Consider the following 13,832-nt stretch of genomic DNA (forward strand, 5'->3'; position numbering starts at 1 on the left):
CAGAAGGAAATCAAAATCTCCTGAGATCATATGTGACTTTCCTTTTTTAATTAAAACAGACGAAGGGAGAGAGATTATCTTAGGATCTTTACCGTTAGTTTTGCATTTTTCGGAGGAGCCTTGGTAACAGTATATTGTTGTCATCGGATTTTTCCGCAGAATATTATTCTTTTAAATTACTAAAATAGCTTTTGTTTTAGAATTATATTCTTTTTAATTCTGTTTATTGAGTTTAATTTGCTTAATATAGTGGATGTTGTTGTTTGTTTATTCTGTATGATTAATTTTACACAAAATTAAAATCTTTTTACATCTATCGAATGATATGGGTAAAAGATACAGTTCTTTATCAACTTCATCAAACAGGAAAGGTTTTACTTAAGGTAGATTAATAGGGAATCGTGTGAGAATCACGAGCTGTCGCGCAACTGTAAGTAACATACGAGAGGTTTCTGTCCCTGGATATCCACTGCCTGAAGCGGGAAGGATGACGGAAACCGTTACAAGCCAGGAGACCTGCCTTTACTGAATTGACAATGCTTTCGCGGTTTGAAGCTTAGGGTCATACAGATGATATGTTGAGTTGTGCATTTTCTTTGAAGAGAAATTGTATTGTTCAGTATGTCATTGTTTTCCAGAAATTTCCGTAAAAGCATTGCGAAGCGTTTTAAAGAGCTTGAAAATTAAGTTTAATTAAAAAGTTTAAAAAAATGCAAACTCACATTCTGGGCTATCCGCGTATTGGTAGCAAGAGAGAACTTAAAAAAGCCTGCGAACAGTATTGGTCAGGCAAAATTGTTTTGGAAGAACTTCTTACTATAGGAAGAAATATCTGTAACCAAAACTGGAATATTCAGAAAGAAGCCGGTATAGATCTTATTCCCTGTAATGATTTTTCATATTATGATCAGGTTCTGGATATGAGCTTAATTGTAGGGGCTATCCCTGCACGTTATCACGAAGTAGTGCTTAAAAAAAATAATTCTGAGCTGGATCTTTATTTTGCAATGGCAAGAGGATATCAGAAAGAAGGATTAGATATCACAGCCATGGAAATGACTAAATGGTTTGATACCAATTATCATTATATTGTTCCTGAGTTCTACAAAGATCAGCAGTTTAAGCTGAGTTCAGATAAAATATTCAACGAATTTGCCGGAGCCAGACAGGCTGGGATCAATGCGAAACCGGTAATCATTGGACCTGTTTCCTATCTTCTTTTAGGAAAAGAAAAAGAAGAGGGGTTTGATAAACTGGATCTGGCAGGAAACCTTCTTCCGGTTTATACGGAGATTTTAACAAAACTTCAGGAGCAGGGGGCAGAATGGATACAGTTTGATGAGCCGTTTTTGGCTTTGGATATAACGGAAAAAGCAAAAGAAACATATCGGTGGGTCTATTCCGAACTAAGAAAGTATTTTCCGAAGCTTAAGCTTATTGTTGCCACTTATTTTGAAGGATTAAAGGATAATCTATCTCTTGCCGTTTCACTTCCTGTGAATGTTCTTCATATAGATCTCGTTAGAAATCCGGAGCAGCTGGATGATGTGCTCAAGGTGATCCCTGAAAGCTTAAGCCTTTCATTGGGGCTTGTTGACGGAAGAAATATCTGGAAAAACGATCTTGAAAGATCTCTGAATTTCATTAAAAGAACAGCCGGGAAGTTAGGAAAGGAAAGAGTTTTTATAGCACCGTCCTGCTCATTGCTCCATTCACCATGTGACTTGGATTTTGAGACGGGTCTTAACGCCGAAATTAAAAACTGGCTGTCTTTTGCAAAGCAGAAAGTGAAAGAAGTGGTCATCCTTAAAGAGCTTATTGCCGGAACGGAGGATAAAAATATCCTTATAGATTTTGAAGAAAATAAAAAAGCGGTTGCAGGAAGAAAAAGCTCCTCTCTTATCCATAATGAAAAAGTGAAGCAAAGAGCTAAAGCCGTTACTGAAGAAGATGCTCAAAGAAAAAATGACTTTAAGATCCGTAAACAGGAGCAGCAAAAAGTATTACAGCTGCCTTTGTTTCCTACAACCACGATCGGTTCGTTTCCACAGACTGCAGAAGTAAGAAGCTGGAGGGCCAGATTCAAAAAAGGAGAGCTGACCTACGCACAATATGATGCTTTGCTGAAAGAAGAAACCCAAAGAACGATTCGCTGGCAGGAAGAGATAGGAATTGATGTATTGGTTCACGGAGAATTTGAACGGAATGATATGGTGGAATATTTCGGAGAACAGCTGGAAGGATTCATATTTACCAGGAATGGCTGGGTACAAAGCTATGGAAGCCGTTGTGTAAAGCCTCCCGTTATTTTCGGTGATGTATCACGACCGGATCCGATGACGGTTTACTGGTCTCAATATGCTCAATCTCAGACTCAAAAGTGGGTGAAAGGGATGCTGACAGGGCCTGTTACTATTTTGCAATGGTCTTTCGTGCGTGATGACCAGCCCCGCTCTGAAACCTGTAAGCAAATTGCTTTGGCGATCCGTGATGAAGTGGTGGATCTTGAAAAAGCAGGGATCAGGATCATCCAGATTGATGAGCCGGCTATCAGAGAAGGACTGCCTTTAAGAAGAGCAGACTGGCAGCGTTATCTTCAGTGGGCGGTGGAAGCCTTCAGGATCTCAGCCAGTGGAGTGGAAGATGCCACTCAGATCCATACCCATATGTGCTATTCGGAATTCAATGATATTATTGAAAATATTGCAGATATGGATGCTGATGTGATCACCATAGAATGTTCCCGTTCTCAGATGGAGCTATTGAATGCCTTTGCTGATTTCCAATATCCGAATGAAATAGGCCCAGGCGTCTATGATATCCATTCACCAAGAGTTCCATCGAAAGAAGAAATGATCGAACTGCTGAGAAAAGCCCAGAAGGTAATCCCTGCAAGCCAGCTCTGGGTAAATCCTGACTGCGGATTAAAGACAAGGCATTGGGAAGAAACCGAAAAGGCTTTAGTAGCGATGGTTGCGGCGGCAAAAGAAGCTTCAATTGAGTATGCTATTTAAAAGAATTACAGATATTAATACTCTTCCATAAAGTTCAGAACGTGTCATGATATTCATGGCACGTTCTGTTCTTATATAGAGCAATAATGTATGAATATATTATATTTTGTCTTCAACATTTTAGAAGCGATATCAGTTTTAAAGAATGCTGTCTTTAAAGAATATCTGCTACAGATCAGGATACTTCCACTGCAATGATCTCCTTTTTCCTTTCCCTTATTTCGGGTGGAGGATCAGGTTGGGTGGTGTAGGGAAAAGACATTCAGTTTTGTGTGGAAAGCTTTAAAGAAGATATATATTAAAGGTAGTAATTATGGAGGGTATTTTACTAATACTTATTTTTATTTTCCCTCTTTTTAAATAAGTTGAATTCACAATTTATTACCACACATCACTTTTTTTAATACCCCAAACTCTAATTGGATCAAAACATGGGGCTAATTTATATTTTATTGTAAATCAGTGTTTTGTAAAATTATTTTTTACTTTTAACGTATCTGTGACGTATGTTATTGTGCTCTTGAAGGGTACTTGTAGCGTATCTCATTTCTTGGGCTGTGATCAAAATAACTCTAATCTTGCACATGATTTTTTAAACGATCAATATGCATTTAAAAAGAACAGTTACAGCCATAATGAAAGCACCCCGGATGCTTCTTTTGCTATGCTGTTTTTTTTACCCTATGTGTGCACAGGTATATATTGAGAAAGGAACTGAGCTGAGTATAAAAGATAGTGCTTTTTACAGCATAGAAGAAAAACTCTCTAAACCGGATCCGGTACTGTATATCGTTGAAGGAACTGAAATCCATAATGTGGAGAAGATTTCTGATGTTAAAATAATAGCTCTCCGCAAAGCTGAATCAGGAGATTCAAATAGATCTCTTTTAACTAAAACTGATAGAAGAAATGCAGCAATACCGAAAGTAACAAGAGAAAAACAGAAGGCCGAAGTATTGTCTGTACAGCCTGAAGCTTATATATCACAAAATGGATCTTCTGTTCTTAATGTTTCTGAGTATGCTGAAGGTAGTGTGGTCTTTGCAGCTAATACTTTTCAGGTAAAGCAAGGCATTGCTTCTGAAAAATATAAGGTTTTTATCATTACCACTGAAGAAGCTTTTGTATCCATTTATTCAAGAAAAGAATATGTCAGGAAAATAAATTCTCTTATTGTAAAGATCCGTCCACCTCCTTTCTGACAGACCGGAATGGTAAGACACTATGAATAAATATACTGATCTGTCCTGGCTTTTATAACAGGCAGATTGATCCAGAATTATCTTAAAATCAACAAATAATGAAAAAGTATTTTTTGCCGTTAGCAATAATGGCTTGCTCACTGACTTATGCACAGGTGGGCATAAACACAGCAAATCCTCAGGGGATCTTTAATGTAGACGGAAAAAAAGACAATAATACGACAGGAGCACCTACAGCAGTACAGCAAGCGAATGGCTTTGTGGTCACAGCAGATGGAAGTGTAGGGATCGGGACCATATCACCTGATGGGTCATCAATTTTAGAATTGAACGTCAGCCAGTTGGCTTCAGGAAAACAAAAAGGCTTTTTAGGACCAAGAGTCGCATTAAGCGCTTATAACGACTCATCTACCATCTCGAACCCTGCAACAGGCCTGTTGGTTTATAATCTGGGAACACAACCGGGCTTTACCTATGCAGGATATGTATACTGGGATGGCTCCCAATGGAGACCTCTGGACGGGCGTACCCTGCAGCAGGGAAATATAAATACCCTGAGATGTATGGATGCCAACCTCGATCCTTTGACCTATACAGCAGGAATTTCATTCCAGGGAACCATGACAATTCCCTATACAGGAGGAAACGGAGGAATATATGGCGCTCAGACTCTTGGGCCCGTTAATGGTCTTACTGCTACTATCACACAAGGAAACTTTGCCCAGGGATCAGGAACTTTGATCTATACAATTTCCGGGACTCCAACGGTTTCCAGCCCAAATACAACAACATTTCCTATTTCCATTGGCGGACAGACCTGTAATGTGGAAGTAGGAGGGGGTAAAAAGCTTTCAGCTGGGGAATATCAGTTTTTTACTTATGAAGTATCGGCTACTACCACAGGCTTATTAAGCTCCATGATTTCAAATCCCCCTATTTTAGGAGGAAAAGTACGGCTTGATCTTAACTTCTCGGCCAGTTCCAATACGGGATCCGGGGGAGTCACCTACAATCCCAGATTAGTGAATGTATCTTCAAATAATGTTAAAATGTGGTATGCTGCATTATCAAGTGTAGACCGCTACCGTAGGGCCAACATTCTGGTAGCTCCCGGAGGATATGTGGAAACAGATAACGGTATTTATCTTAACTGGGGAAATAATATGAACAGTACTTCACCACCTATTACCTCTCTAAGCACTTCTGATGATTCACAGGAGATCGAAACTGTAGATCTTGCAGTGGATGGAGTGTGGTACAGGCTGACTATCTTTGCCTATGTAGATAATCTGAATGATACAAATGTGTCCAATAATATCAGACGTATTCATATTACCGTACAGAGAATGTCTTAATGGTTGGGTTCCGGCGGGGCGGAGCCCCGCCGGAATCTTAAAACCTAACACAAATTATTAAAATACAGTTTTATTCTTCTGAAAGAGAAGGTTATTTGAAAATGATAAATAAGGGATGAATTATAAAAGTATCCATATTGGAAGCATGGTTGAAAAGGCTGTGTCTGAGTGTGGGATAGATGTGTCCCGCATCTGTAAATTTATGCGCTGTACAGAAAAGGAAATAAAAGAAATGTATACCTGCCGCAGCCTGGATGCAGAGATATTACTGAAATGGAGCAAGCTCCTGGAATATGATTTCTTCAGAATCTATTCGCAACATTTGATCCTTTATGCTCCGGCCAACCCGAAAATAAAAAAAATAACCCGATCAGAGAAAAAAACGACATTACCTCAGTTCCGGAAAAATATTTATACCCGGGAAGTGATCGATTTTATCCTGGAACGGATCAAAAAGGGTGAAATGACCAGACAAGAAGTGATAAAGCGGTATAAAATCCCTAAAACTACACTCTATAAATGGATTGGAAAATACAACAGTAAAAGCTAGCGGTAATCATCATTAAGAATATAACTTTTCAAATGCTATAGGTAGCAACTCAATATAATGAATCAAAATATGGAAAAATATAAGCACCCTGATTTTAATCTGATCTATTACGATATCATTACTCAGAAATATCCGCAAAAATATGCTGTATGTAAATATCTGCTGCTAAAAAAAGAGCTTATGGCACTGGATATCCTGAAGATCAATGCCCTTATTTTTGGAACCTCTGAAAAGAACAGTCAGCAATACCGATCCTATTCAAAAGCTGATATTCTCAGAATACTGGATTATCAGGAAAAAAATCAATTAAGCAATACCCAGCTGGCCCTCCATTTTAAGTTGAGCCGAAATACGGTGGGAAAATGGAAAAAAAATTTTCTGGGGTAATATGATTTCTGTGAAAGAGCAGAAGAAATAGGTATCTATTTATTATGGTACAGAATATATCAAATGATATTTAATTTTGAAGCATAAATAATTATGTGTGTATTTTGTTTCTTTTATTGTAAAAAGAATATTGTTTTGTTTGTGTCTAAATAAATCGTTTATTTTAGTTAAGTGTTATGGTTTTGATAAAAAATAAAAGCATTTTGTTTATTTTTGTATTGAAATTGATATTATCGTAAAATTATTTACAATTATGTTTCGTCAAATATGGGATTATATAGCGAACAGGCATATTGCTCCCAATGCAGACCCACTTGAGCGCATTGAAGCTCAAAGGATGAATTTATTCTCATTTTCTATCGGAGCTGTTCTGGTTTTTAACGGATGCAGGGATCTGGTGTTTGGATTGAAGACTAATTTTTTTGCTTTATCAGCGCTGGGATTGTTTTATCTTTTTCTTTTCTTTTTTACAAAAGCACGCTATAACCATTTTGCAATCCTGTTCAGCCTGGAGTTGTTTCTGCTGCTGATCTTCTTTTTTTCATCAACTACCGGTTTTGAAAACGGATTGTCTTTGTACTACTTTGTCATTATGCTGGCTTCTCTGTTTATTTTTAATAACAAAAAGACTGTTAAATATAATATTATAGTATACGCTACGACTCTCATTCTTTTCAGTATAAGCCACTATTATGATTTCAGGATATTTACTATAGAAGGGGCTGACTCTGTGCTGTTTTCTGAAAACCAGAGGCTGATTACTTTTTTACATGTCTTTTTGGGAGTGACTATTTTGGGATACTATATCCTGTCAAAACAGTTTAAGGTTGTGAAGCTGTATCAGCAGGCTTTGAGAAGTGAAAGCATCATTGCTGAAATGCGGTCAAAGCTTAACAGTAAGGACCAGATTGATTTGGAAGGAGTGGTAAAGCTGGCAATGAATGATGACATTGCTTTTATTCCTAAAGTAAAATATGTTTTTCCTGATTTATATGACAATCTTATCCGTATCAACCCGGATATGACGGCGGATGAATTTAAGCTTTGTGCTCTTATTAAACTCGGATTTACTACAAAAGATATTGCAGAATATAACCATCTTGCGGTTAGGACTATTCAAACAAGAAAAAGCAGGTTGAGAAAATCATTCCGTATAGCTGCAGAGACTGATTTATACAAATGGATCGATACGTTGTAATAAAGATCCGGAGTATCGAAAGCAAATAAAGAACGATTGCTGAACTCTTGTTCAGGAATTTCTGCTGTCAGCTTTTATCTTTTCAATATAAGTCGTTTTCATTTTTACAATAAGGTTTGGGGTAAGATTAAAAACAAGTTTGAGAATTTTTATTTGATTCCTTGTGGTTTTTAAGTTTAAAATATTTCATACTGTTTATTTTCATTCATCTGTGCATATCCGTGTAATCTGCGGGAAATTTATTTATATAAAACCACAGATCTCCTCAGATTAACACAGATTTTATAAATGTGCAAAAGAAAACCTACATCATCTCCAAAATCTGCGAGCCAATCATATTTGTTTTTTATAGAATAATTTGAGTGATTTGTATTTCAATATATTTCATACTGTTTATTTTCATTCATCTGTGCATATCTGTGTAGTCAGCGGGAATTTTTTATATAAACCACAGATTTCCTCAGATTAAAACAGATTTTATAAGTGTGCAAAAAAATCTGCATCATCTCATAGAGCTGTGAGTGGATCATATTTGTATTTTTGTGAGCTAATTGTATTTCAAAATAAAAAGTCAAAAAAAGCATTCCGTATTTATTAAGAATTGAGTACTTTTAACACAACCAAGTAAATAACTCGTTTTGAGAACAACTCTTAAACTTATTATAGCTTAGTATCAGTCTTAGCAACCACAGGCTGATCATTCTTTTGTTCGGATAATTCTGTATCTGAACAGGTTTTCATTTATCATATTATGTATCGCATTGCCTGCAAAGGCATCTGTATTTGTTGTTCCGGCTTTTAAGATCATATTGATCAAAGGCTGGAATATAGGATAGACTATAAGTCGGAACAACTTAAAGACTCTCAATCTTTACATCAAAATAACCTTCCGGTAATGCGTGAATACTATGTAAAAAATCTTACAAAGAATATTAAGCACGATTATAAGTAATGAGTATACAACCGTATATATGGGAGGTGAAAGCGAAAAATACTCCCCTTTTAAAAAAGAAATGCAACCATTGTGACAGCGACAGATTCCACTGTAGTGATAAATTCAGATTGAACGCCCAGAAAAAGAACATCGATATCTGGTTAGTTTACAGATGTGTAAAGTGTAATAGCCGGTATAATATGACTCTGTTTTCCAGAATCAGAATGGAGTCTATCAGTAAGGAATTGTTTAATAAGATGTCTGAAAATAATATTGAAGTAGCCTGGGAATACGCATTTTCTCACGAAACAAGACGGAGAAATAATATTGAAGCAGATTGGGGAAGTGTGGAATACGACATTCATTATAAGGAGATTCCAATAGAAGAGATGACCAGTTTTGATATGGAAATGCTCACTTTTAAAATTATCTGTCCTTTCGATTTTAATCTTAGAATGACGATGGTGGTCAGAACATGTTTAAAACTTTCATCTGGAAAATTGAATCAATTAATTGAAATGGATGGGGTTTTTGTTCATGAAAGGCCTTTACAAAAAAAATATAAAATTAAAAATGGAGATATTGTTCAGATTCATAAGGATAAATTGAAAAGAATTCTCTGCTGTAGCGAAGTAAATGTTGAAATATCAATTCCTGAATAGAAAAATGGACCGTTTCAAATGAAATGGTCCATTTTATATGATAAAGCTGTTTAAACTTTTCCAATGAAAACCAAAAAAGCCAAAAAAAGATTAAACACTTAAGTTGCTTTTAAGTCACAAGATTGCTGCACAATAAGTACACTTGAGCTTTATGAAAATCTTTGATTTTCTTCTTATGTAAACTTTTTATACAGTATCATTTTAAACTAACTTAAGTGGACTGAAGTGTTTAGAATAAAAGCTTTTTCAAGTCAAAAAATAGCTGTGATTCTTATAAGATAAAAAGTTTAAACAGATTCAATAAGAAAGAGTTGTTAATTAATTGGAAAGCATTTTTTGATCAGATTATGAAGAAAAGTCATCTAACATATCCGCTGATGGAACAAAAAATAAAGTTCCTGTCTGCGCTGTACTGAAATCCAGAATCCGGTCATAATTTCCCGGAGGATCACCAATGAACATATTGGTCAGCATTTTTTCTACTGTACTGAAAGTACTGGCGTAGCAGATAAAATAAGTTCCCATTTCATTAGTGGAAACATTTCCGAAAGGCATATTATCCCTGACAACCTTAAAATCGTCGCCTACATTAGCTAGTGCGATATGGGAGTTTTTAGGCTTCACATCATCATCCATCTCAATGTCCTGTTCCTTTGATCTGCCGATTACTTTTTCCTGATCTTCTGTAGAAAGTGATTTCCAGGCATTCATATTATGAATGTATTTCTGGGTAAAAAGATAGCTTCCTCCTTCATATTGAGGGTCTGCATCTCCAATAATGGCAAAATAATCCCGGTCTTTCCCATGCGGATTTTCAGTTCCATCGACAAATCCTAAGATCGATCTGCTGTCCCAATAACGGAACCCCTGGACTTCTACAACACAGTCAGCAATATCTTTCATGAAATCCGAAATGGTAGAAGCCATGTCATAGGCAAAGCTTTTCTCATCGGCACGGATATGGAAATGGATATCTCCTCTGGTACTTACTGCAGTATGCTTACTGCCCTTTATTGCTTCAAACTTTTTAAACTCTTTAGGTAACGGAGTGGGCAGTTCCAGCTGTAGCCAGGCTTCATATCCGATCCCCATTACGCAGCTTGCTTTTGAATCCGGAAAACGGTCGAGCGCAGAATTGTTCAGATTAATGACCAGCGCGCACATTCTCTGAAATACCGATTTGATTTTAGAAGGATCTGCATCCTGCTTAAAGTTCCAAACCAGAAAATAGGTGTTGTTATTAGGATAGTCAGTGACATTTTGGGAATTCATGCTTTTGGGTTTTTCGTTGATTGACATTTCTAATGATTTCTAATGAATCAAATTTAACAAATGATAAAGGTATTACATTACTTTTTTCCTGAGATAAACAATTTATGACATTTTTTTCACAAATTACCGTATAGACTTTTGTATTTTTTCTCATTAATCAAACGCTAAAATGAGTATTATTGTAGCATAATTAATCTTTAACAAAATAGTATGGAACATTGGGAGATCTTGCTGTTCTTTTTGATAATAGCCTTTGTGTATTCGTCAGTAGGATTTGGTGGTGGTTCCAGCTATCTGGCCGTATTGGCCATGTATAACCTCCCTTATCAGGAAATACGCTTAACGGCATTGATCTGCAATGTAATTGTAGTTGTGGGGGGAGTCTGTATCTATATTAAAAATAAACAGATCGACTGGAGGAAAGTACTCCCTATAACCCTCGTCAGTGTTCCTATGGCCTATTGGGGTGCTGTGCTGAAAATAAGCCAGGAGACCTTCTTTCTGATTTTAGGAATCACCCTTATCATTGCAGCGATATTATTATGGGTAAAAACAGAGACCAAAAATGATGAAAAAACATTGCAGGATTCCAGAACCTCATTGTTGGGAAACAGCTTTTTAGGAGGAGGAATTGGCTTTCTTTCCGGATTGGTAGGAATCGGTGGCGGAATTTTTCTTTCCCCTTTGCTTAATCTGATGAAATGGGATACGGCAAGAAAGATTGCGGCAACCTCCAGTGTTTTTATACTGGCAAATTCTATATCGGGTATTTTCGGACAATTGTCAAAATTATCAGTAGATATGGACGTTTTTAGAATTCTGAGTTTATGCCTCACTGTGCTTGTCGGAGGACAGATCGGTTCCAGAATGTCTTTGAAATGGAATCCTTTGATCATAAAAAGAATGACCGCAATACTCGTATTGGTGGCAGGTATAAATGTTTTAACAAAATATTGGTAAAAATTGCTTTAAAAAAATAAAATGAAACTTAAAATATTGGCTTTTGGAATAACGAAAGACATTTTGGGAGCATCAGAAAAAGAATTGGAAACAGGAGATGTTCTGAATGTCAGACAGCTAAAAAATATACTGGAAGAAAATTTTCCGGAGCTGAAAAAGCTGAAATCCTACTTTATCGCATTGAATGAAGAGTATGCTGAGGATGATCAGACTGTCGTAAATACAGATGAAATTGCGATCATACCTCCTGTAAGCGGAGGATAAAGCACTGCAAACACATCATAAAACACTTTGTGGATGCATAGAAAAAAGAAAAGAAATGACTGATATCAGAATAACAGAAAATACACTGAGTATTACCGAATGCCTTGCCGCCGCTCAGGATCTGAGCAGTGGAGGTGTTGCAACATTTATAGGAACTGTGCGTAACATGACCAGAAATAAACCGGTGGTCCGGTTGGAATACGAATGTTATCAGTCTATGGCAACCAAAGAAATAAAAAAGGTAGTAGATCAGGCTATCTCCTTATTTTCTGTACGTAATGTAATTGTTCACCACCGGACCGGAATCTTATTTCCCGGTGATGCTGCAGTGATGATTGTGGTGAGTGACGGACATAGGGATGCTGTTTTCGATGCCTGCCGTTATATCATTGATACCATAAAAGAAACGGTTCCCATATGGAAAAAAGAAATTTTTGAAGATGGAGAAGAATGGGTTTCTGCACATCCGTAATTTGAAGAACGAAATTTCGTATATTTACTATAACCGATTACGCAGATATGAAAACCCCTATATCAGAAAACAGATCTGTACGGCAGATAGATATTGTCAAAGTGAAAGATAATGACAATTTTCCCTATATTGATGATGTTTCTGTAGAAGAACCTCTGGAAATCCGTATGTCTTACGGAGCTAAGGACCAAAGGGAAAGTAAAAACATATCCGTAACGATGAGAACGCCCGGCAATGATGCTGAGCTGGCAGCTGGTTTTCTGTTTACCGAAGGGATTATTTCCGGGTATCACCAGATCAGAAGTATTGACCATCCTCAGGCGGATTGTTCCAGAAACAGGGAAAATATAATTGAAGTGGAATTGGCCGAAGACTTTGTTCCTCAGTTGAAAAATGCAGACAGAAATTTTTATACCACATCCAGTTGTGGAGTATGCGGAAAAGGCTCTATTGAATCGATAAAAACCGTAAGTGCTTTTCAGAATATTGAACGGGAACAACGTGCTATAACGCTTGAAACCCTGTATCAGCTATCAGGTAACTTGCAGTCTTTCCAGAATAACTTCAGCGCAACGGGAGGTATCCATGCTTCAGGGATTTTTGACTTTGATGGGAATTTACTTGCCTTACGGGAAGATGTCGGAAGACATAATGCATTGGATAAACTGATCGGGCATGCGTTATTTACGGAGCAGCTTCCCCTTAAAGACATCATTTTAGTGCTAAGCGGAAGAGCCAGTTTTGAACTGATCCAGAAAGCTGCTATGGCCGGAATTTCGATTGTTGCAGCAATAGGAGCGCCATCCAGTCTTGCAGTAGATCTGGCTAAAGAATTTGATATGACTTTACTGGGATTTCTCCGGGATAACAGATTTAATATTTACAACGAAAGCAGTTCCCTCGAAATTCTTAAAAGATAATATGCACCACGAACACAAAAACAATTCGTGCATTCGTGGCAAAAAAACTATGATACTTTTATATATGAATTAAAAATAATGCCACGAATGCACGAATAAGAATGGTTTATGGATTAATGTACGAATAAAAAGTAGGTGAATTTGTAGCAATTAAAAACAAATGATGAATGAAAGACTTAGTTTACAAACAGGAATCCTATGCAATAATCGGGATCTGTATGGAAGTACATAATGGCTTGGGAGCAGGATTTTCAGAGGTCGTTTATAAAGATGCTCTGGAATATGAAATGAGACATGCCGGTATTGTGTATGAAAGAGAAAAAGAATATAGGGTTCATTATAAAGAAACTGTGCTTCCCCATAAGTTTTATGCGGATTTTGTAGTGTTTGACAAAATAATATTAGAGGTAAAAGGAACATCAGATATAGCGAATGAGCATATCGCACAAGCTATTAATTATTTAAAAGTATCAGAAAACAAACTTGCATTAGTTGTAAATTTTGGAGAACTAAAATTGAATTACAAACGAATCGTCTTATAGCTACAAATACACCAACAAAATAAATTCGTGTATTCTAAGACATGTGCAAATTATATCTTATTAAATTTACAAAAGGTTCCTCTCTTTTTACCACTGCAAA

13 protein-coding genes and 1 riboswitch are annotated in these 13,832 nt (G+C 36.7%); of the genes, 12 read left to right on the top strand and 1 reads right to left on the bottom strand.

Features of this window, described 5'->3' with window-relative positions:
* The first annotated feature begins 352 nt into the window (after positions 1 to 352).
* Positions 353 to 538: riboswitch (cobalamin riboswitch) on the top strand.
* Positions 539 to 710: 172 nt separating this feature from the next.
* The 7 genes from metE (at position 711) to AC4IF5_RS18545 (ending at position 9,302) form a co-directional block, all read left to right on the top strand.
* Positions 711 to 3,014: a 5-methyltetrahydropteroyltriglutamate--homocysteine S-methyltransferase gene (gene metE / locus AC4IF5_RS18515; protein ID WP_490737138.1), complete on the top strand. Its 2,304-nt coding sequence runs from the start codon at positions 711 to 713 to the stop codon at positions 3,012 to 3,014.
* 605 nt (positions 3,015 to 3,619) lie between these two features.
* The gene (locus AC4IF5_RS18520; RefSeq protein ID WP_490737140.1) at positions 3,620 to 4,216 is read left to right on the top strand and encodes a hypothetical protein; all 597 of its coding nucleotides are present in this window, start codon (positions 3,620 to 3,622) and stop codon (positions 4,214 to 4,216) included.
* A gap of 98 nt (positions 4,217 to 4,314) precedes the next feature.
* A complete protein-coding gene (locus AC4IF5_RS18525) occupies positions 4,315 to 5,571 on the top strand; it encodes a phage tail-like protein (RefSeq protein ID WP_490737141.1) in 1,257 nt (418 codons plus the stop codon).
* 115 nt (positions 5,572 to 5,686) lie between these two features.
* The gene (locus AC4IF5_RS18530; RefSeq protein WP_490737143.1) at positions 5,687 to 6,121 is read left to right on the top strand and encodes a helix-turn-helix domain-containing protein; all 435 of its coding nucleotides are present in this window, start codon (positions 5,687 to 5,689) and stop codon (positions 6,119 to 6,121) included.
* A gap of 69 nt (positions 6,122 to 6,190) precedes the next feature.
* Positions 6,191 to 6,508 carry a helix-turn-helix domain-containing protein gene (locus tag AC4IF5_RS18535; RefSeq protein ID WP_490737145.1) on the top strand — a complete coding sequence of 106 codons (318 nt, stop codon included), beginning with the start codon at positions 6,191 to 6,193 and terminating at the stop codon, positions 6,506 to 6,508.
* 253 nt (positions 6,509 to 6,761) lie between these two features.
* On the top strand, positions 6,762 to 7,706 hold the full coding sequence (locus tag AC4IF5_RS18540) for a helix-turn-helix transcriptional regulator (RefSeq protein WP_490737147.1): 945 nt from the start codon (positions 6,762 to 6,764) through the stop codon (positions 7,704 to 7,706).
* A gap of 951 nt (positions 7,707 to 8,657) precedes the next feature.
* Entirely contained in the window at positions 8,658 to 9,302 is a 645-nt protein-coding gene (locus AC4IF5_RS18545) for a DUF1062 domain-containing protein (protein WP_490737149.1), read from the top strand.
* Positions 9,303 to 9,647: 345 nt separating this feature from the next.
* On the opposite strand, the gene AC4IF5_RS18550 is transcribed toward AC4IF5_RS18545, so the two are convergent.
* Positions 9,648 to 10,574, bottom strand: coding sequence for a Dyp-type peroxidase (locus AC4IF5_RS18550; RefSeq protein ID WP_490737159.1), 927 nt, complete (start codon positions 10,572 to 10,574; stop codon positions 9,648 to 9,650).
* Between the two features lie 210 nt (positions 10,575 to 10,784).
* On the opposite strand from AC4IF5_RS18550, the gene AC4IF5_RS18555 reads away from it, so the two are divergent.
* The 5 genes from AC4IF5_RS18555 to AC4IF5_RS18575 all read left to right on the top strand — a co-directional run bounded on the left by AC4IF5_RS18555 (position 10,785) and on the right by AC4IF5_RS18575 (position 13,732).
* Complete coding sequence (locus AC4IF5_RS18555) at positions 10,785 to 11,534, top strand: sulfite exporter TauE/SafE family protein (protein WP_490737150.1); 750 nt, start codon at positions 10,785 to 10,787, stop codon at positions 11,532 to 11,534.
* Between the two features lie 21 nt (positions 11,535 to 11,555).
* Entirely contained in the window at positions 11,556 to 11,798 is a 243-nt protein-coding gene (locus tag AC4IF5_RS18560) for a MoaD/ThiS family protein (RefSeq protein WP_490737152.1), read from the top strand.
* A 55-nt stretch (positions 11,799 to 11,853) separates the two neighbouring features.
* Positions 11,854 to 12,270, top strand: coding sequence for a molybdenum cofactor biosynthesis protein MoaE (locus AC4IF5_RS18565; protein WP_490737154.1), 417 nt, complete (start codon positions 11,854 to 11,856; stop codon positions 12,268 to 12,270).
* Positions 12,271 to 12,317: 47 nt separating this feature from the next.
* On the top strand, positions 12,318 to 13,190 hold the full coding sequence (gene fdhD / locus AC4IF5_RS18570) for a formate dehydrogenase accessory sulfurtransferase FdhD (RefSeq protein ID WP_490737156.1): 873 nt from the start codon (positions 12,318 to 12,320) through the stop codon (positions 13,188 to 13,190).
* Between the two features lie 167 nt (positions 13,191 to 13,357).
* Positions 13,358 to 13,732, top strand: coding sequence for a GxxExxY protein (locus AC4IF5_RS18575; protein WP_490737158.1), 375 nt, complete (start codon positions 13,358 to 13,360; stop codon positions 13,730 to 13,732).
* The last annotated feature ends 100 nt before the right edge of the window (positions 13,733 to 13,832 follow it).

It is taken from the genome of Chryseobacterium sp. UF-290 (assembly GCF_058245615.1).